The following is a 19279-nucleotide window of genomic DNA, read 5'->3' on the forward strand; positions in this document are numbered from 1 at the left end:
TGTGGGGGTCAGGCGACGCGAACTGCGGGGCCGGCTTGGGAGCTGTGCGCTGCTGCGAGGCCGGTCGCACCGGCCAGCAGGTCGTGCCCTGACGTGCTGCCGATCTGATCGGCGAGCTCAAGGAGCTCTCCCGACGAGGTTGGCCGGTCCGCCGTGCACAGGGCCCCGGCCGACCGGGGCCGGCACACGAGGGCAATGAGCCGGGCGGTCTGCGGCAGGCACCACCCGTCGAGCGCCGCTGCGAGCAGTGACGCGGAAAAGGGGCTTGTACGGTGCAGCAGCGGGCTGACCGCGCGGCGGAGCCGTGCCAGCCGGCGTCCGTGGCCCAGGCACCGCAGCGCGAGCGCAGCACCGCAGAGGGCATCGTCGCCCGAGGGCGTGCTCCCCGGCCCCAGGCCGACCAGGGCCCTCACGGCCGCTGCCGTTGCCACCCGATTGCAGGCCGTCTCCGGTGCTAAGAGCTGCGTCGCCAATGTGCGAACGAGGCCCGGGAGCGCTTCGACTCCGGTGCGGTGGCTCGCGGCCGGCGGTTCCATCGCCGGCGGGGACTTGACCGTCGGCGCCAGCGCCACGCGTGCGGGGGCCCATCGGCGGCCCGTCGCGATGGTCAGGTCAGCGATGCGCATTCGAGGCCCGGAACCGGTGTTCGAGAACTGGATCGGAGTGCCGGAGCGCAGCCCGAGGAGGTCATCTGCGTCGAGCGCGGGAACAAGGATCCCCGTCGGCAGGCGCAGGGCTCGGGCGCCTAGGACCGGGACGATCCGGCCGGCAGCGTCGAGGGCGTAGAACCCCCTGGTGAAGACCTGTGCCACGGTGCCGGGGCCCGGGACCGGATCCGCTCCGGCAAGGGGGGAGGCAGCACCGACGAACGTACGTGATGTGGGCCTCATTCGAGCAGGCTACCGTGGGCTGTTAGCGTCAGCGCATGTCAAAGAATGCCGAAAATGCCGGCGATCCCGTCGAGAAAGTGCCTGGCGCACCCGGTGATTCGGCAGACTGGCTGACCGTTGAGGATGTCCTCGCCCTCCCCACCATGGCCGGTGCTCAACTCGTAGCCGGCGGCGGGGGACTGCATCTGCCCGTCGAGCTGACGAACGTCATGGAGGTGCCGGACATCCTGCCGTGGGTGAAGGAACGGGAGCTCCTGCTCACCACCGGATACCCGTTGCGCGAAAAACCGGAGGAGCTCAGCGGGCTGCTGCGCCGACTCAAGGAGCGCGGTGTGTCCGCGATCTGCATCAAACCCGGTCGCTACCTGGAGGGAATTCCGGCCGGGGCGCTTGAGACGGCCGAGGAAATCGATCTGCCGCTCATTAGCCTCGGCGACGGCGTGGGCTTCGACGAGATCATCCACGATGTGCTCACCCACAGCCTCGCGCTGCAGTCGCGCCAGATGCGTCGCACCGAGCGGACGCTGCGCGAACTCGTCGATGTCGTCATCCGCGGTGGTTCGCTCGAGGATCTCTGCGCTGCGCTGGGGGAGCGCGTGGGGGCCGGTGCCGTCATCACCAGCGTCGACGGCCGTGTGCGGACGGCGAGTCAGCCTCCCGCGCACTCCGCACCGCTGACCGCCCTGCCGTGCTTCGACGGCTCGGGCCGTTTCATCGTCGAAGCCGAGGCGGCCGGGGAGGCACGCGGGAGCGGCCCGCTGTGGTGGGGGAATGTTCGCATCGAGGCGGGGGCTCGGTCGCTGGGCCGCATCGCCGCATTCGCCGATCGGCCCCTGACCGCGGCGGATTTCCATCTCATCGAGCAGACTGCTGCAGCGGCCGCCCTCGTGATCACCCGCGACCAATCGATCGCCGCGGTGGAGAGCAAGTATCGCGCCGATTTCGTGCTCGAGGTGCTCCGCGGGCACATCACCTCGGCAGAGCAGGTCCTGGCCCACGCGGGATCGCTGGGCTGGCGCCTCGACCGGCCGCTGAGCGTGGCGGTCGCGGAGATCGACCCGGAGACGGATGGCACGGAGGCGGAGAACAAGCGCACCATGCAGGAGCTGTTCACCGCGGCGTGGACGCGGGTGGTCTCCCACGACGACCCGCAGGCGGCCGTGGTGGGCTCGGGCGACCAGGTCATCCTCCTGCTCCGGGCGGAGCCCGCGGAGCAGATCCTGGAGCGCCTGCGCGGCTACAGCGGTGAGGTCAGGGGACAGGGAGGAGGCGGCCGGCGGGAATTCTCCGTTGGCGTCTCGCGCCCAGCGGACCACGTGGAGCGGCTGGCCGGTGCGTATCAGGAGGCGATGCGCGCGGTGGAGGTCGGTCGCCAGCTCAGTCACGGCCGGGGTCTGAGCCATTTCGATTCACTGGGCGTCTACCGCCTGCTCCTGCAGGTGGGCGAGCAGGAGGAGCTGAGGCGATTTGCGCGCGAAGTGCTCGGACCGCTGGCCGATGACGACAGGCCGGAGAATGCTGGGCTGCGCGAGACCCTGCAGGCGCTGCTCGACCACAGCCTGAACGTGGCCGAGACCGCCCGTGCCCTCTTCTTCCACTACAACACTCTGCGGTATCGCATCACGAAGCTCGAGCGGATGGTGGGCCCGTTCACCACCGACCCGAATCTCAGGCTCGCGCTCGCTCTGGCGCTGCAGATCACCCGGTTGCCCTAGTCTGCGCGGTTGCCCGGGTGAACATGTTCGGCCGTGAAGACCGGTCAATATTTGGCAGGATCTGACGTGATGCAGACCTCATTCTGGGCCTAGAGTCGAACGAAAGCGCTCGGCACCGCACCTCGGCCGGGCCTGTGGTGGGTCGGCGGCAGCCGGATCCCGCGGAATCCAACACCGCGTCCTGAGCAGGGGAGAAGATCATGGGGATGTTCGCGTGGAAGCTGCACGGCGACGGCAGGCACGTGGGCCCGAACGAGGTGGTCGCTCCGGACGAGCGATTGTCGTGGGGCCGCACCGTGGGGCTCGGCATCCAGCACGTCTTCGCCATGTTCGGCGCGACGTTCGTGTTCCCCGTCATCATGGGGCTCAACCCGCAGCTCGCGGTCATGATGAGCGGTGTCGGCACGATCATCTTCCTTCTCATCGTCAAGGGCAAGGTACCCAGCTATGTGGGTACGTCCGCCGCCTTCGTCGGGGGCGTCGCAGCCGTGACCGCCCAGGGCGGAACGCCTGCGGAGGTGACCGGCGCCATCCTGGTCTCCGGCATCGTGCTGGCGCTCGTGGGCGTCTTCATCCACTTCGCGGGAGCCGCCGCCCTGACGAAGGTGCTGCCGCCCGTTGTGACCGGTGGTGTCGTGATGCTCATCGGCTTCAACCTGGCCCCCGTCGTCGCGCAGACCTATTGGCCCCAGGACCAGTGGGTGGCGCTCCTGGTGATGGCGTTCGTCATCCTCTTCTCCGTCTGCGTCCCCGGTTTCCTGGGGCGCATCGCCGTCTTCCTCGGACTCGTGTTCGGCTATGCGCTCTCCTGGGTCTTCGACATGGTCTTCGGGCAGATCACCGCGTTCAATGCTGTGACCGGGGCCGTGGACACCCACTTCCGCGTCGACTGGTCAGGGGTGCAGTCCGCTGCCTGGGTGGGCTTTCCTCCGCTGAGCGATCCGGCAGCGGGGATCGTCGGCATCCACCTGCCGGTGTTCAACGCCGCGGCGATCATCGTCATGCTCCCGGGCGTCATCGCGCTGGTCGCGGAGAACGTCGGGCACGTCAAGGCCGTGGAGGAGATGACGGGGCGCTCCCTGGACGGCTCCATGGGACGCGCGGTGATCGGCGACGGTGTTGCGACAGTCGTCGCAACCGCCGTCGGAGGGTCCCCCACGACCACCTACGCGGAGAACATCGGCGTGATGGCCGCGACCCGCGTGTACTCGACGGCCGCCTACTGGGTGGCCGCGATCGTCGCGATTCTCTTCGGGCTGTCCCCCAAGTTCGGTGCGCTCATCTCCGCGGTGCCCGGTGGTGTGCTGGGAGGGATCACGGTCGTGCTCTACGGCATGATCGGGATGCTCGGCGCCAAGATCTGGATTGAGAACAAGGTCAACCTCGCGACGCCCCTCAATATGGTGCCCGTCGCCGCTGGCCTCATCCTGGCGATCGGCGGCGTGAGCCTGAAGTTCTCGGACAAGTTCACGCTCTCCGGCATCGCACTCGGCACCATCGTGATGGTGCTTATGTACCATGTAGCGCACTGGCTTGCACCGAAATCGCTGGTCAGGGCGTCCGAGGCGGATGCTGGTGGAACGGCGATCACGGTCGGCCGAGAGGGCCAGGAAGGCCGTATCGGCGAAGAACTGCAGCACGACCATGGGCGCCACGCCAGGAGAGTCGAGTGATATTCCATGAAACCTTCCCCCTTCACCATGCACCGCCCCACCACGCTCGACGAGGCACTTGAACTCCTCCGCGCCTACGGAGCGAAGGGAAAGGTCATCGCCGGCGGACAGAGCCTGGTGCCGGTGCTCAACATGCGACTCGCGGCCCCGGAGCACCTCATCGACATCACGGCGCTGACCGGTCTTGACGGGATCTCCGTGGCCGAGGGGTCCGTCGAGGTGGGTGCCCTCGTGACGCACCGCAGGCTCGAGCGGAGCCCGGAAGCGCGGGCGGCCCAGCCCCTGCTGCGGGCGGCACTGGGCTGTGTGGCGCACCCGGCGATCCGCAACCGGGGAACGACGGTGGGCTCACTCGCGCACGCGGACCCGAACGGCGAGATGCCGGCGATCCTCGCGCTCACCGGCGGCTGGGTGACCGCACGCGGTGATTCCGGAGAGCGCAGGATCGGCTGGGAGGACTTCAACGTGGGCCCGCTGGAAACGTCCTTGGAGCCGCACGAGCTGTTGACGAGCGCGACCTTCCCCGCCCTGGCACCGGGCCAGCGCGGTGGCTTCAAAGAGCTGACCCGAAGGACGGGGGACTACGCCCTGGCCGGTGTGGGCATGATTCTGACCATAGAGAACGAGACGATGACGGGCCTGCGCGCATCGTTTGTCTCGGTCACCGACATGCCGGTCGTGGTGGACCTTGGCGAAGCCGTTGCGGGGGTTCCGGTCGCCGCAGCGGATTCCGCAGCCCCCGCCGTCGCGGCCGCCGTGGAAGCATGCGTTGACCCCGTCGGAGATATCCATGCCACCGCCGACTACCGGCGTCGCCTGGCCGGCGTGCTCGCCGGGCGGCTGCTGGAGGAATTGGCCCAACCGCCCGCCGGGTCCGCCCAGCCGCGCGATTCGCTCGCCCCCGCAGAAGGAGCCGCATGACCGTCGCCGAACCGCACACGACGCTCCGACTGAACGTCAATGGAATCTCCCACACCGTGGAGGTGCCCGACCGCCGACTGCTGTCCGACGTACTTCGTCACGACCTTGGGCTCACAGGCACCCATGTGGGCTGTGAGCACGGGGTGTGCGGTGCCTGCACGGTGCGCTTCGACGGAGCCCCGGTTCGCTCGTGCCTCGTGTTCGCCGCGAGCGCGCAGGGCCATGAGATCACCACGGTCGAGGGCATCGGCAGGGATCCCGAGCACCCCTCCGACGTGCAGCAGGCGTTCATCGACTGCCACGGCCTGCAGTGCGGGTTCTGCACCCCGGGCTTCATCACGACCATCGACGCGTTCCTGGATGAGAATCCAAACCCTTCGGAGGATGAAGCCCGAGAAGCGGTTTCGGGAAACCTGTGCCGCTGCACGGGCTACCAGAACATCGTGCGAGCCGTGAGCCGCGCCGCCGAACTCAGGCGGGGCCATGGCCCCCGCGCCGCCGGCTCGGACCCGAACGGCACCGCGCCGGCCGACCGGCCAGGAGCCGGGGAGGGCAGCGAGGTCACCGGCGAGGAGCAGGAGGCGGCGCGCGACGCCGCGGAGGTTGTGGAGCACCTCGGAAGCGGACAGGAGCGGCGATGACGACCCGGATGTTCGGCCAGAAGGTCGCGCGCCGCGAGGACCCCCGCCTCGTCACCGGCAACGGACGCTATCTCGATGACCTGGGCGCCGGTGCGCTGGCCGCGGCGTTCGTGCGCAGCCCCCACGCGCACGCGGACATCGTCGACATCGACGTGTCCGGGGCCATTGACGTTGAGGGTGTGATCGCCGTCTGGACCCACGAGGATCTGCCGGGCCAGGCCGCGGAGCGTCTTCCGATGCTCCTTCCGCACCCGTCGATCGTCGCACCGATGACGGGTTTTGCGCTGGCCAAGGACCACGTGAACTTCGTGGGCGAACCGATTGCGATGGTGATCGCAGAAGACCGCTACGTGGCCGAGGATGCGGCCGGCAGGATCGAAGTCGACTACGAGTTTCTGCCCCCGGTTGTGGGTGTGAGGCAGGCCCGCGCCGCGGAGCGGACCGTGCACGAGTGCGCCCCGGACAATGTCGCCGCTCACTACGTGCAGGAGGTCGGCGATGCCCCGGCGAGCATCGATGCAGCTGCGCATGTGCTCGAGCTCGAACTGGATTTCGAACGCAGCGCCTGCATGCCCATGGAGGGCAAGGGCGTTCTCGCCCAGTGGAATACCGATGACGAGAGTCTCCTCGTGCACTCGTCTACGCAGACGAGCACCGGCCTGCGAGCCGCGTTGGCGGCCAAGCTCGAAGTACCGCTGACGAAGGTGGAGGTCATCGCGCCCGATGTGGGCGGGGCCTTCGGGGTGAAGATCAACCATCCATGGCCGGAGGAACTCGCCGTGGCCTGCGCCGCCCGTGCCCTGCGCGTGCCCGTGAAGTGGACCGAGGACCGGCGCGAGCACTTCATCTCATCGGCCCACGAGCGGGCGCAGGTGCAGCACGTGCGGGTCGGCTTCGACGACGACGGGCGCATTCTGGGGCTCGACGTGAAGTTCTGGCACGACAACGGTGCCTATCTGCCGTACGGCGTGATCGTCCCCCTGAATACCTCCACACACGTCATGGGCCCCTACGCCGTGCCTGCGTACCGGTGCGAATACTGGTCGCTGTACACGAACACCGTCATTGTGACGCCCTACCGGGGGGCGGGGCGCGCCCACGCGGTCTTCATGATGGAGCGCACGATGGACGCCATCGCCGACCGCCTGGGCCTCGACCGTGCGGAGGTGCGGCTGAACAACTTCGTCCGCGAGTTCCCCCACCCGATGGGCGTCGTCATGCAGGATGGCGCCGAAGGGTGTATCGACTCGGGTGACTTCGTCACTTCGATGGCCAAGCTCAAGGCCCTCGTGGGATGGGATGAGTTCCGGGAGTATCGGGAGCGAGCCCGTGCTGAGGGCCGCCGGGTCGGGCTCGGGATCGGATGCTATATCGAGAGCACGGGTGCCGGGCCCTATGAGGGCGGGCACATCGAGGTCGAGACCTCCGGACGCGTGAACGTCTGGACGGGGCTGACCACACAGGGCCAGGCGCACGCGACCGTCTTCGCCCAGATCGTCGCCGACGAACTGGGCGTGCCGATGGAAGATGTGCACGTCATCACCGGCGACACCCGGAAGATGCCGTATTCGGTGGGGACGTGGGGCTCGCGCGGCGGTGTCATGGCAGGCAACGCGCTCCATCTGACCGCCAAGAAGGTCAAGGCGAAGGCACTGCGCATCGCCGCGGAAGCCCTCGAGGCGTCGCCGGAGGATCTTGAGATCGTCGACGGCATGGTGGGCGTCAAGGGCGATCCGAGTTCGGCCATGCCGTTGGCGGCCGTCTCGGTGCTGTCGAATCCGCTGCGCTACGCGTTCGACGAAAGCGCCAAGGCAGCCACTCAGTTCGCCCGTCCGGCCAAGATGGACGCGCCGCCTGTGGCACCGGGGGATGAACCGGGTCTCGACGAGCAGGACTTCTTCTCGCCGATGCGCTCAACTGTGGCGAACGGCATGCACGCCGCGATCGTGGAGATCGATCCGGAAACCGCGGACATCTCCGTGCTGCGCTATTGCGTGGTCCACGACTGCGGGCCGATGATCAACCCCATGGTGGTCGAAGGACAGGTGCACGGGGGAGTGGCGCAGGGCATCGGGGGAGCGCTGTACGAGCGGATGGCCTATGACTCCGACGGCCAGCTCCTCAATGCCTCATTCATGGATTTCCTCATGCCATTCGCATCCGAGGTTCCCACGGTCGAGACCGATCATCTGGAGTCGCCCAGCCCGCTCAACCCGCTGGGGATCAAGGGGGCGGGTGAGGCAGGGACGATTCCGACCGCTGCCGTGATCGCCTCGGCCATCGAAGACGCAGAGGGGTTCGAAATCCGGCAGATGCCGCTGGACCCCTCAACGCTGTGGGAGCTGCGCCGCCACAGCGCCAACGGGGAGATTGACCGCCTGCGGCGCAGCGCACAGCAGACCGACGGGCATGCTGCGAACGAGACCACCCGCACATCCGCGTGAACGCGGCGAAGCAGAGGAGAACCCGTGCAGATCATCTCGACGGCTCATATGAGCGCCGATCCGGATACCGCCTGGCGGGCCTTCCACGACGAGCGCATTCTGGCGAAGACCATTCCCGGCGTCGAATCGCTCACCCCGGCCGGGGAGGGTGCGTACGACGTCGTGCTGACGATGGGCGTCGCCGCGATCAAGGGCACGTACAAGGGAACGGTGTCGTTTTCCCAAGAGGAGCCCACTAGCGCGTTCGTGCTGAGTGCCAAGGGCTCCGGCGGACCGGGGACGATCGGCGCCGACATCGCGGTGCGGCTCGCCACAGCGCCCGACGGCGGCACGGACATCGACTGGACCGCAGATGCGATTCTGGGCGGTGCGATCGGCGGGGTCGGTCAGCGGATGCTCTCCGGCGTGGCGAAGCGCATCGCCGCGAAATTCTTCACGGACATCGACGCGGCCATTCAGGCCGGCCCCGAAGCCGCGGCGGCAGAACCCCAGCCCGATGCAGCCTCCCCGGCCCCGATCGGCTCCCCCGCTGCCGAGCAATCGCGCGGTCGGGCGGCTCCCGCGCCCGTCCTTCCCGTCCACGCCCCGGGGCGCGGCGTGGGGGACTTCGCGGTCGGTGCCGCAGTCGGGGCGGGTGCCGCGCTGCTCGGCGTGTGCATCGGGCTGCTTGCGGGACGCCGGTGACCGCAGTCGCGGACGAGCTTGCGTGGCTGTCGCTGCGGGAGCTGTCCGCCCTGCTGACCGCCGGTGAGCTCAGCGCGACCCAGACCGTCTCGGCGCACGTGGAGCGCGTCGCCCGGCTGAATCCGGCGCTCAACGCGGTTGTCACGTGGGAGCCGGAGACCGCACTCGCGAGCGCACGCGCGGTCGACGATGCGCGGGCAGCGGGGGTGCCGCTCGGTCCGCTGGCCGGCGTGCCGATGACGCACAAGGACACGCACGAGGTGGCCGGTATGCGCACCACCTGGGGCTCGCCCATCCGTGCCCACCACGTGTCCGAGCGGGACTGCCTCGTCGTGGCACGCCTGCGCGCGGCCGGTGTGATCGCCACCGGCAAAACCAATGTCCCCGAATTCGCGGCCGGTGCGCACACGTTCAACCCCCTCTTCGGCACCACGGTGAATCCGTACGATCCGACAAGGTCGGCCGCCGGTTCGTCGGGTGGGGCAGCGGCGGTGATCGCCGCGGGCATCCAGCCCGCCGGCGATGGTTCCGATACCGGGGGCTCGCTGCGCTTGCCCGCCTCCTTCACCAACCTCGTCGGATTGCGGCCCACCAATGGCTGGCTGCCGCACGCCATTCCGGAGAACCCGTGGGAATGGCTGAGCCAAGACGGGTTCATGGCCCGCTCGGCAGCCGATGTCGCATTGCTGATGGAGCTCTGCTCCGGTCCCGCGGCACTTGCGCCTCAGTCCAGGTGTGAGCCTGGCGGCTTCACCGGGCCCGAGTTCACCGGGGACGGCGGTTGGGAACCGGAGCTGAAGGCACTGCGGATCGGCTTCGCCCCGGACCTTGGGGGCCGAATCGAAGTCGACGCCGAGGTGGCCGCGATCGTTGGCTCCGCGGCCCAGGTCTTCTGCGATCTCGGAGCGCACCTTGCTTCGGAGGCGCCAGACCTCAGTGCGGCTGCGGAAGTCTTCCGCGTGGCCCGAGCATTCGAGTTCGGGTTCAACTATGGGGCGCTCCTCGACGCGCACGCCCATCAGTTGAAACCCGCTCTGCGCTCGAACATCCGGGCCGGCCTCGACCTCTCGAGCGCGGAAATCTTCGCTGCCCTGCGCAGGCGTGCGCAGCTGCTGTCTGCCATGGATGACTTCTTTGCTCGCTACGACGTTCTCGTGACCGTGACGAGCCAAGTGCTGCCATTTGATGCCGACCTCGAATACCCGGTGGAGCTGAACGGGTCGCGGGTGACAGACTATCTGGCCTGGATGGAGGCGACGACGCTGATTTCCGCGACGGGCTGCCCCGCCGTGAGCGTTCCCGCTGGTTTCAGTGCCGGCGGGCTGCCGGTGGGATTGCAGATCGTTGGGCGGCTGGGGGCCGATGCTCAGGTCCTCCGGGTTGCGCGCGCATTCGAGCTCGTGACCGGCTGGGGGCAGCGGAGGCCGGAGCACGCAGCGTGAGCCACCCGAAGGGATGTGAGAGCGCCGCGGACGACCCCCTCAGCGGTGCCCGCGGTACTGGGCCAGGACGGGGCATTCGAAGGGGTCGCGGGCGGCGAGCCCCACGCGGTTGAGGTAGCGCACGACGATGCCGTACGACCGCCACAGGGAGGTCTCCGTGTAGGGGATTCCGAGCACCGCGCAGTGCTCGCGCACCAGCATTCGCGCGCGTGCGAGGTGGGGGCGGGGCATGCTGGGGAACAGGTGGTGCTCGACCTGGTAGTTGAGGCCGCCCATGAGCGCGGTGGCCCACCAGCCGCCGCGGATGTTGCGCGATGTGCGCACCTGCTTGCTGAAGAAGTCCAGGCGCGCGGTGGGCGCGATGACGGGCATGCCCTTGTGGTTCGGCGCAAACGACGCCCCCATGTACACGCCGAAGACGGCGAACTGGATCGCCAGGAAGGCCACCGCCATGCCCTGGGGCATGAGCAGGAACGCGCCGGCGAACAGGACGGCGAAGCGGCCCAGGAGCAGGGCCAGCTCGGTCTTGCGGTGGGCGCTGGAGCGCACGGAGATGACGTGGCGCAGGCTGCTCACGTGGAGGTTGAGGCCCTCCAGCGTGAGCAGGGGGAAGAACAGCCAGCCCTGCCGCTTGGCGATCCAGCGGGGCACCCCGCGCGCCTGTGCGGCATCCTCGGACGTGAAGGAGATCGCCCCGGGTGCGATGTCCGGGTCCTTGCCGATGCGGTTGGGGTTGCCGTGGTGGCGGGTGTGCTTCTTGTCCCACCACTCGAAGCTCAGCCCCACGATCCCCGCCAGGACCCGGGCAAGCCGCAGGTTCGCACGGCCGCTGCGCAGGACCTGCCGGTGGCCGGCCTCGTGGCCGATGAGCGCGAGCTGGGTGAGGACGATGGCCAGCGCACCCGCGACGATGAGCTGGAACCAGCTGTCGCGCAGCAGGAGGGAGGCGGCCGCACAGGCCAGCAGCCCGGCCCCGAGGCCCGCGATGAGGGGCCAGTAGAAGCGGGGCGCCCGGTCCAGCAGCCCCTCGGAGCGGACCCGCTGGGAGACCTCTGCGAAGGCGCGCTGGTGCGGGGGGAAATCACCCGCATCGGCGTAGCGGTGGACGAAGGGGGCCGGGACCTGGGGTGAAGAAGAGATGACTCACCGTTTCCATCATGACCGCGGGTACGAGGTCGTCGTCGACCCCAGCAGACACCGGCGTCTGCGGCGAGTCTACAGGACGCGCCGCCCCTCAGCGCACCGCGCCTCAGCGGGCGGGCGCCGCGCCGCCGGGCCGCCCCACGGGGACCGCCCCGCCCTATGCCTTGACGGAGACCACGGGGATCGCGGACTCGAGGATGATCCGCTGGGCCTTGGAGCCCATGATGCGCTTGCCCACGGCGGAGCGGCGGCGCCCGCCGATCGCGATGAGGCGGATCTGCGGATCGGACTCGGCGAGGGCGAGCAGCTCGTCGACCGGGTCGTTGCCGCGGATGAACTGCTTGAGCTCGTAGCCGACGCCGGAGGCGCGCAGGCGGCGATCGGCCTCTTCGAGCTGGCTCGGCGTGGCGACGCCCTTCTCCTCGGCCTGCTCGCCGATGCCGGTGTTGATGACGATGAGCGGTTCGTCGAATGCGCGCGCCTGCTCGATCGCGAAATCGAGGGCCGCGTAGCCTTCGGGCTTGGGGGTGAAGCCGACGAGGACGGTCATGCTGTTCTCCTTGTGACGCAGGCGGGTCCGTTCGCGCCTGAGTGAACCTGGCTGGATGGGGGAGCAGCCGCCCGGACCGGCGCCGGGCAGGATATGGCAGTGAGGCAAGCATAGCCGCGCGGGCGGATGCGTGGCCCTTGCTGCTCCGCGTGTGTAGCGTGGCCCGTTACCAGCCCGAATGGACCCCTGGACGGAGACGGCCGTGAATATCCTGCGCAACTATCGCTTCCCCCTGCTCATTCTGCTGGGGGTCGCGCTGGGCGCCGTGGTGGGGCTGGTCTTCGGTGAGCGGGCCGCGGTGGTCAAGCCGTTCGGCAGCATCTTCATCAACATGATGTTCACCCTGGTGGTGCCGCTGGTCTTCTTCTCCATCTCCTCGGCCGTGGCCGGGATGGACAGCGCCAAGCGCCTGGGCAGCATCCTGGGCTCCATGCTGGGCGTCTTCGTGGGGACGGGCATCGTCGCGGCGATCGTCATGCTCGTCGCACTGCGGATCTTCGGCCCCGGCGGCGGTCTCGACATCGCGCTCGAGGCGCCCCAGGACCAGGACGATCCGGGTTCGATCGGCGACCAGATCGTCCAGGCCTTCACCGTCGAGGACTTCGCGGACATCATCTCGACCAAGCACATGCTCGCGCTCATCGTCTTCGCGGTCCTCGTCGGCCTCGCGACGAGCAGGCTCGGCGAGCGCGGCGCCCCGGTGCGCGGGCTGCTCAACTCCGCGAACGAGGTGTTCATGTCGTTCACCTCGCTCATCATGTACTACGCGCCCATCGGCCTGGGCGCCTATTTCGCGGCGCTCATCGGCGAGCTGGGCCCCCAGATCGTGGGCGGCTACGTGCACGCGGTCCTGCTGTTCTACCCGGTCGCCATCGTCTACTTCTTCGCCGCCTTCACCCTCTACGCCTTCCTGGCCGGCGGGCCGCGCGCGATCGGCGCGTTCTGGAAGAACATCGCCGAGCCCGCGGCCGTGTCCCTGGGCACCTCGAGCAGCGTCGCGGCGATCCCCGCCAACCTGCAGGCCGCGCGCCGGTTCGGCGTGCCCGCCGATATCCGGGAGACGATCATCCCCATCGGCGCCACGATCCACATGGAGGGCTCGGTCCTCAGCGCGATCCTCAAGATCGCGTTCCTCTTCGCGATCTTCGACCGCGACCTCTTCGACCCGCTCACCATGCTCACCGCGGTGGGCATCGCGCTGCTGTCCGGCATGGCGATGAGCGGGATCCCCGGCGGCGGGTTCATCGGCGAGCTCATGATCGTGACGATGTACGGCTTCCCGCCGGCGGCGCTGCCGGTCATCTCCGTGATCGGCACCGTCATCGACCCGCCGGCGACCACCGTCAACGCCGTGGGCGACAACGTCAGCTCCATGCTGGTGGCGCGCATCGTCGACGGCCGCGGCTGGCGCGACAAGGGCCTCGCCGAGGCGCGCCGGGCCAACGCTGCCACCGGGCTCGAGGCACCCGCAGGCACCGCAGGGCCAGAGGCGCCGGCAGAAGCCGCCGTCCCCACGGCTCCCGTCGGCACACCCGCACCCGAAGACCCCGCCGGTGCGACCGGCGGGGCGACCGCGAACCGAAAGGCCCAGCAATGAACCGAGCAATGAACCGAGCAGCGAGTCGCGCGACGAGCCGCGCGCGCACCGCCTCCACCGCCCTCCTGGCCGGCACGCTGCTGAGCGCGGGCGCCCTCCACTTCGCGGCCGCCGAGCACTTCGACCGCATCGTGCCACCCGTCCTCCCGGGCACGCGCCGGTTCTACACCCTGGCCTCCGGGGTCGCCGAGCTGGCCGCGGGCGCGCTCGTCGCCGTGCCGCGGACGAGGCGCCTGGGCGCCCGCGCTGCAGCCGCCCTGTTCGTCGCCGTCTTCCCGGCCAATGTGCAGATGGCCTGGGACTGGCGCCGCGCCTCGGCGGGCCGCAGGGCGATCGCCTACGGCCGGCTGCCCCTGCAGCCCGTGCTCGTGGCCTGGGCGCTGAGCGCGGCGCGCGCCCGCGCCTGAACCCGGACCCGGGCACCGGGCACCGGGTGCCCGTGCGATTCCCCCTCGTCGCGCGGCGCGGCGCACAGCACGGCACGGCACAGCAGGATCAGCGGCGCGGCACGCCGCACGGCACGCAGCGCTCCCGGGGCACTTCGCCGCGCCCCGCACACCGGGACGCGCGCGTAGGGTGGGGGAATGCAGACGACGGCGGACCTCGAGCGCATGCTCCACTCCATCGACGGGCGCGGCTACGGCGGCTATAAGCAGCTGCGCGGCCGCTATGACCTGGGGCCCTTCGACCTGGCGATCGACCGGGTGCAGACGGATCCGTACGCGCCGCCCTCGCTCATGCGCATCATCGTCGACCGCGCCGACGCGGGCTTCGATGCCGCGCTCATGGACGACGCGGCTGGGCAGACCGCGGTGGGCGACTTCCTCACCCGCCGCTTCGCAGCCGCGGCCCGCGCCCCGCAGCGCAGCCAGGGCAAGGACGCGCGCGCCCCGCGGATCAGCATCGGGCGCCCCGGCCAGGAGGTCCTCGAGCGCACCTCGATCCTCATCAGCGCGGACACGATCGAGGCCCGCTTCTCCGCCGAGCTGCCCGCGGCCGGGCGGCGCGCGCTGGGCCGCCAGGCCGCGACGCTGCTCACGCAGACCATTCCGGACCTCGCCCGGCACGCGCTCATGGCGGAGAGCCTCTCACCGGCCGACAGTACCGCCCTGGCCGATCACGTGGCGCTGCTGCGCGACCAGGTGGACCTGTGCTCGCAGCTGCCGGACCGCGGTCTCGTGGCCTTCGTGGGAGACGGCGCCATCCTCCCGCGGCGCTCCGGCGACTCCGACGCTCCCCTGGAACAGGGCGCCGTGCCGTTCGCCAGTCCTGCGTCCCTGGAGGTGGGCTTCGAGCTGCGCAGCGGGCGCACGGTGCGGGGCATGGGCGTGCCCGTGGGCATCACCGTGATCGCCGGCGGCGGCTACCACGGCAAGTCGACGCTGCTGCGGGCCATCGAGCGCGGCGTCTACCCCCACATCGCCGGCGACGGCCGCGAATGGGTCATCACCCGCCCGGACGCCGCGGCCATCCGCGCCGAGGACGGGCGCAGCGTGGCCGATGTCGACATCGCCCCGTTCATCTCCGATCTTCCCTCCGGTGCGGACACCGTCCACTTCTCGACGTCGAACGCCTCGGGCTCCACCTCGCAGGCGGCGAACCTGGCCGAGGCGGTCGAAGCCGGCACCACCGCGCTCATCATCGACGAGGACACGTCGGCCACGAACTTCATGATCCGCGACGAGCGGATGCGCCGGCTCATCCCCGCCGATCGCGAGCCCATCACGCCGTTCGTCGACCGCATTCGCCCGCTCTACGAGCAGCGCGGGGTCTCCACGGTCCTGGTGGCCGGCGGGTCCGGGGCGTTCTTCGACGTGGCCGACCACGTCATCGCGATGGATGCCTACGTGCCCCACGATGTCACGGACAAGGCCAAGCGCATCGCGGCGGAGGCGGGCGACCCCGGCGGCGAGACGGACGCCGGCGCCGGGGCGGTTGACTTCGCCGTACGCCGCCGCGTGCCGGCCGACGGGACCCTGCGCCCAGCGGACAAGCGCAAGCCCGCCAAGGCCGCCGGCCGCGGTGAGATCCGCTTCGGCCGCGAGGACATCGACCTGGCCGCGGTCTCGCAGATCGCCGACGCGGCCCAGACCCAGGCGATCGCCCACGCGCTCGACCGCCTGGCCGAGCGCTTCGACGGCGGGCTCAGCCTGGTCGACGGGGTCGCCGAACTCGACCGACTCGTCGACGCCGAGGGCCTCGACGCCCTCTCGCCGCATGCGGGCAACCCGGGCACCTACGCCCGTCCCAGGACCATCGACATCTGCGCGGCGGTCAACCGCTACCGGCTGCTGCGCATCGCGAAGGTCCTCGAGGAGGGCTGAGGCACCCGCGCAGCCACCGGCGCCGGGTCGCAGCAGCACCCGGAGCGCGTCAGCGCACCACCTCGCGACGACTGCCGTCCACGCGCCGCGTCCAGCCCTTCGCGTCGAGGTGCTCGAGCAGGGGAATCGCCACGCGTCGGGTGGTCTCCAGGGCCTGGCGCGCCTGGCTGGCGGTGAATGGCTGGCCGAGCCGGCTGAGCACCCGCATCGCCTGCGCCGGCGCAGGCGGCAGCAGGACGACCCCATCGGGCAGGCGGAGGATGCGCCCCACCCGCGCGGCGGCGGCGAGCTCGCGCGGGCCCAGCCCCCAGGCTGCGAGGTCCTCGGCCTCCGGGGCGCGGAACGGCTGCGCGGCCAGGTGCCGCTCCAACCGGGCCAGACCCGCCTCGGCGGCCCCCAGTCCCGCCGCGCGCCCGGGGTCCACGATGCGCCCGCCCGCCTGCGCGAGGCCCGCCGCGCGCAGCACCGGATTCAACAGGTCGGCGGCAGGCAGGCCGAGCGCGCTGACCGCGGCGCCGGCGGGCAGCCCGGCGGACAGCGGATCATCGCGGTGCTCGCGCGCTGCCCGCTCGCGCACATCCGCGGCCCAGGCCTCGAAGCGCTCCTGGCTCACCAGCCACGCGCCCTCGCGCCGCAGCCCGTGGGGCAGGGGCGAGGGCACGGTGATTCCGGCGCGGGCCAGGGCTGCCCCCTCCATCGCCCCGCGCCGGGCGACCTCCACCAGCGCGCTGCCGCCCCACGGGTAGGCGGCGACCTCGCGGGCCCGCCGCGTGCCGGCCCCGCGCCGGTTCAGCGCTGGCGGATCGATGTCGAGGATCTCCGCACCGCCGAACACCATGTGCTCGCCGCTGCCGCGCAGCACGATCCGGTCGCCCACCTGCAGCGGCAGCGGGTGGGCGAAGGCGAGCCGGGCGTGCTCGGAGTCGAAGGGGCGCACGTGCACCGCCGCCGAGGCGGTGCCGACGTGCGCGGTCAGCTCGCGCGGGGCGCTGCCCAGATCCTCGCCGGTGCGCCGGCGCACATCGACCACCTCGACGAGGGGCCAGGCACCGGGCGTGAGCAGCGCGTCGCCGCGCGAGAGCGCCCCCGCGGTGATCCCGCGCATGTTGACCGCGGCGCGGACCACCGGCTCGAGGCGCTGGGCGGGGCGGTCCTCGCTCTGCAGCCCGCGGACCTCCGCTGTGAGGAGGTCGCCGGCCGCGGCGATCTCGAGGCGCTCGCCCACGGCGAGCGAACCCGCGGCAAGCGTGCCCGTGACCACCGTCCCGGCGCCGGAGATGGGGAAGGAGCGGTCGATCCACAGCCGCAGGCGGGCCCGCGGATCCGGCTGCGGGGCGCGGGCCAGCACGGTGTCGAGCGCGGCCGTGAAGTCGGCGAGTCCGGCGCCCGTGGGCGCGGCCACGGCGACGGCGGGCGCCGCGGCCAGTCCCGTGCCCGCGAGGTGGGCGCGGACCTCGGCCTCGACCTCCTCCACCCGGTCCGGGGCGCGGTCGGCGCGGGTGAGGGCGATGATGCCGTGCTCGATGCTGAGGGCGGCCAGGGCATCGCGGTGGTCCGTCGACTGCGCCCGCCACCCCTCGTCCACGGCCACGACGAAGCAGACGACCGGGGCGGGGCCCAGCCCGGCCAGCATGTTGCCGAGGAAGCGCTCGTGGCCGGGCACGTCGACGAAGGCGACCTCGCGGCCGGAGGGCAGCTGCGTCCACGCGAACCCCAGGTCGATCGTCAGGCCCCGCCGCCGCTCCTCCTCCCACCGGTCCGTCTCGAGCCCGGTCAGCGCCTTGACCAGCGTGGACTTGCCGTGGTCGACGTGGCCGGCGGTGGCGACGACGAACCGGCTCATGGCGCTCCGGTCGCCGTCAGCGCCACCGCGACCGCGGTGAGGAGGGCAGGCTGCGCCTCGTCGGGCACGCAGCGCAGGTCGATGAGACAGGTCCCGTCGTGGACGCGCGGCAGCACCGCGGGCTCGCCGGTGCGCAGGGCCCGCGCCGCCGCCTCCGGCAGGCGCAGCGCCCAGCCCGGCAACGGGACCTCGGCCCCGCCCCCGCCGCCCGTGCGGCCGTCGTGCGGGACGACGGCGAGCGCCGCGGAATCCGGTCCCGGTCCCTGCCGGGGATGCGGCTGCGCGGACAGGCGGGCGCGCAGGTCCTCGGCGAAGGCCTCCGTGCGCGCCCGCAGCGCCTCGGGGTCCGTGTGCAGTGCCCGGGCGACGGGCGCCTCGGGCCCGTTCAGCGTGGCCTCGAGGGCGGCGAGCGCCAGCTTGTCGGCGCGCACGGCCCGGGCCAGGGGGTGGCGCGAGAGCCGGGCGATGAGGTCGGCGCGGCCCAGCAGGAGGCCGGCCTGGGGGCCGCCGAGCAGCTTGTCGCCGCTGGCGATGACGAGGTCCGCCCCTGAGCGCAGCGCGGAATCGAGGTCCGGTTCCGCGGGCAGGGCCGGGTCGGCGCTGAGCAGGCCGCTGCCCAGGTCCGCGATCAGCGGCACCGCCCGCGCGCCGGCCAGCCGGGCGAGTTCGGGCAGTGTGGCCTCCGCCGTGAACCCGGAGACGCGGAAGTTGCTCGGGTGGACCTTGAGGATGCACCCGGTGGCCTCGCCCATGGCCGCGGCGTAGTCCTCGCACCGGGTGCGGTTCGTGGTGCCCACCTCGCGCAGCCGGGCGCCGGTGGACTCGATGAGATCGGAGAGCCGGAAGCCCGCCCCGATCTCGACGAACTCGCCGCGGCTGATGAGCACCTCGCGTCCCGCGGCGAACGCGGTGGTCGCAAGCACCAGGGCTGCGGCGCCGTTGTTGACGATGAGTGCGTCCTCGGCAGCGGGGCATGCGGCCAGGAGGGCCGCCCGGGCGGCCGCGCCCCGCCGGGAGCGCTGCCCGGAGCCCATGTCGAGCTCGACGTCGACGTAGCCGGCGGCATCGGCCAGCGCCGTGCGGGCGGCGGGGGAGAGGGGAGCACGGCCCAGGTTCGTGTGGATGATGACGCCGGTGGCGTTGATGACCGGCCGCAGCGAGGAGGTGCGCCGCCCCTCGACCGCGGTGATGACGGCGGCCTCGACGTCCTCCGGGGCGAGCTCGCCGGCCCGGGCGCGCTCCTGCACGCCCCGCACGATCGTGCGCACCACGCCGTCGCTGAGGGCCTGGGCGGCCGCCGCGACCCGGGGGAGCCGGAGCAGGGCGTCGGTGCGCGGGATGCGGCGGCGGGGGTCGTGCTCGTCCATGCGCTCCCACCTTCCTGGCCGCCGGCTCTGTGCGCGGCGGGGCTG

Annotated in this window: 15 protein-coding genes; 10 read left to right on the forward strand and 5 right to left on the reverse strand. The window is 71.2% G+C overall.

Annotation, left to right across the window (positions count from 1 at the left end; translation table 11 throughout):
* Positions 1–8 precede the first annotated feature (8 nt).
* Entirely contained in the window at positions 9–812 is an 804-nt protein-coding gene (locus tag BRM1_RS10025; protein WP_160951990.1) for an oxamate carbamoyltransferase subunit AllH family protein, read from the reverse strand.
* Between the two features lie 113 nt (positions 813–925).
* Here BRM1_RS10025 and BRM1_RS10030 point away from each other — a divergent pair, with 113 nt between their 5' ends.
* The 7 genes from BRM1_RS10030 to BRM1_RS10060 all read left to right on the forward strand — a co-directional run bounded on the left by BRM1_RS10030 (position 926) and on the right by BRM1_RS10060 (position 10410).
* Positions 926–2605: a PucR family transcriptional regulator gene (locus tag BRM1_RS10030; RefSeq protein WP_268525584.1), complete on the forward strand. Its 1680-nt coding sequence runs from the start codon at positions 926–928 to the stop codon at positions 2603–2605.
* 200 nt (positions 2606–2805) lie between these two features.
* Complete coding sequence (locus tag BRM1_RS10035) at positions 2806–4278, forward strand: uracil-xanthine permease family protein (RefSeq protein ID WP_202410703.1); 1473 nt, start codon at positions 2806–2808, stop codon at positions 4276–4278.
* A 6-nt stretch (positions 4279–4284) separates the two neighbouring features.
* Entirely contained in the window at positions 4285–5199 is a 915-nt protein-coding gene (locus BRM1_RS10040) for an FAD binding domain-containing protein (RefSeq protein WP_160951992.1), read from the forward strand.
* Positions 5196–5840 (forward strand): (2Fe-2S)-binding protein, encoded by a 645-nt coding sequence (locus BRM1_RS10045; protein ID WP_326956837.1) that lies wholly within the window; start codon positions 5196–5198, stop codon positions 5838–5840. The genes BRM1_RS10040 and BRM1_RS10045 overlap by 4 nt, the downstream gene beginning before the upstream one ends.
* On the forward strand, positions 5837–8284 hold the full coding sequence (gene cutA, locus BRM1_RS10050; protein WP_268525589.1) for an aerobic carbon-monoxide dehydrogenase large subunit: 2448 nt from the start codon (positions 5837–5839) through the stop codon (positions 8282–8284). The genes BRM1_RS10045 and cutA overlap by 4 nt, the downstream gene beginning before the upstream one ends.
* 24 nt (positions 8285–8308) lie before the next feature.
* The gene (locus BRM1_RS10055; RefSeq protein ID WP_160951996.1) at positions 8309–8968 is read left to right on the forward strand and encodes a CoxG family protein; all 660 of its coding nucleotides are present in this window, start codon (positions 8309–8311) and stop codon (positions 8966–8968) included.
* Positions 8965–10410, forward strand: coding sequence for an amidase (locus BRM1_RS10060; protein ID WP_268525591.1), 1446 nt, complete (start codon positions 8965–8967; stop codon positions 10408–10410). The genes BRM1_RS10055 and BRM1_RS10060 overlap by 4 nt, the downstream gene beginning before the upstream one ends.
* A 39-nt stretch (positions 10411–10449) precedes the next feature.
* On the opposite strand, the gene BRM1_RS10065 is transcribed toward BRM1_RS10060, so the two are convergent.
* Positions 10450–11550 (reverse strand): fatty acid desaturase family protein, encoded by a 1101-nt coding sequence (locus BRM1_RS10065; RefSeq protein ID WP_268529813.1) that lies wholly within the window; start codon positions 11548–11550, stop codon positions 10450–10452.
* Positions 11551–11710: 160 nt separating this feature from the next.
* Complete coding sequence (locus tag BRM1_RS10070) at positions 11711–12103, reverse strand: universal stress protein (protein ID WP_160951998.1); 393 nt, start codon at positions 12101–12103, stop codon at positions 11711–11713.
* Positions 12104–12281: 178 nt separating this feature from the next.
* Here BRM1_RS10070 and BRM1_RS10075 point away from each other — a divergent pair, with 178 nt between their 5' ends.
* The 3 genes from BRM1_RS10075 (at position 12282) to BRM1_RS10085 (ending at position 16024) form a co-directional block, all read left to right on the forward strand.
* Positions 12282–13700: a dicarboxylate/amino acid:cation symporter gene (locus BRM1_RS10075; RefSeq protein ID WP_160951999.1), complete on the forward strand. Its 1419-nt coding sequence runs from the start codon at positions 12282–12284 to the stop codon at positions 13698–13700.
* Positions 13701–13708: 8 nt separating this feature from the next.
* Positions 13709–14107, forward strand: coding sequence for a DoxX family protein (locus BRM1_RS10080; RefSeq protein WP_160952000.1), 399 nt, complete (start codon positions 13709–13711; stop codon positions 14105–14107).
* Between the two features lie 177 nt (positions 14108–14284).
* Positions 14285–16024, forward strand: a complete 1740-nt coding sequence (locus BRM1_RS10085) for an ABC-ATPase domain-containing protein (protein WP_268525596.1) — start codon at positions 14285–14287, stop codon at positions 16022–16024.
* 49 nt (positions 16025–16073) lie between these two features.
* On the opposite strand, the gene selB is transcribed toward BRM1_RS10085, so the two are convergent.
* Both selB and selA read right to left on the reverse strand, forming a co-directional pair.
* Positions 16074–17867 carry a selenocysteine-specific translation elongation factor gene (gene selB, locus BRM1_RS10090; RefSeq protein ID WP_268525598.1) on the reverse strand — a complete coding sequence of 598 codons (1794 nt, stop codon included), beginning with the start codon at positions 17865–17867 and terminating at the stop codon, positions 16074–16076.
* Positions 17864–19234: an L-seryl-tRNA(Sec) selenium transferase gene (gene selA / locus BRM1_RS10095; protein ID WP_268525600.1), complete on the reverse strand. Its 1371-nt coding sequence runs from the start codon at positions 19232–19234 to the stop codon at positions 17864–17866. The genes selB and selA overlap by 4 nt, the downstream gene beginning before the upstream one ends.
* Positions 19235–19279: the final 45 nt, after the last annotated feature.

Source organism: Brevibacterium sp. BRM-1, assembly GCF_026802075.1.
Taxonomy (GTDB): domain Bacteria; phylum Actinomycetota; class Actinomycetes; order Actinomycetales; family Brevibacteriaceae; genus Brevibacterium; species Brevibacterium rongguiense.

Coding starts and splice junctions, on each gene's coding strand:
- BRM1_RS10070 (WP_160951998.1), bottom strand. CDS start 12,103: ATGACCGTCCTCGTCGGCTTCACCCCCAAGCCCGAAGGCTACGCGGCC.
- selB (WP_268525598.1), bottom strand. CDS start 17,867: ATGAGCCGGTTCGTCGTCGCCACCGCCGGCCACGTCGACCACGGCAAG.
- BRM1_RS10085 (WP_268525596.1), top strand. CDS start 14,285: ATGCAGACGACGGCGGACCTCGAGCGCATGCTCCACTCCATCGACGGG.
- cutA (WP_268525589.1), top strand. CDS start 5,837: ATGACGACCCGGATGTTCGGCCAGAAGGTCGCGCGCCGCGAGGACCCC.
- BRM1_RS10030 (WP_268525584.1), top strand. CDS start 926: ATGTCAAAGAATGCCGAAAATGCCGGCGATCCCGTCGAGAAAGTGCCT.
- BRM1_RS10035 (WP_202410703.1), top strand. CDS start 2,806: ATGGGGATGTTCGCGTGGAAGCTGCACGGCGACGGCAGGCACGTGGGC.
- BRM1_RS10080 (WP_160952000.1), top strand. CDS start 13,709: ATGAACCGAGCAGCGAGTCGCGCGACGAGCCGCGCGCGCACCGCCTCC.
- BRM1_RS10075 (WP_160951999.1), top strand. CDS start 12,282: ATGGACCCCTGGACGGAGACGGCCGTGAATATCCTGCGCAACTATCGC.
- BRM1_RS10045 (WP_326956837.1), top strand. CDS start 5,196: ATGACCGTCGCCGAACCGCACACGACGCTCCGACTGAACGTCAATGGA.
- selA (WP_268525600.1), bottom strand. CDS start 19,234: ATGGACGAGCACGACCCCCGCCGCCGCATCCCGCGCACCGACGCCCTG.
- BRM1_RS10040 (WP_160951992.1), top strand. CDS start 4,285: ATGAAACCTTCCCCCTTCACCATGCACCGCCCCACCACGCTCGACGAG.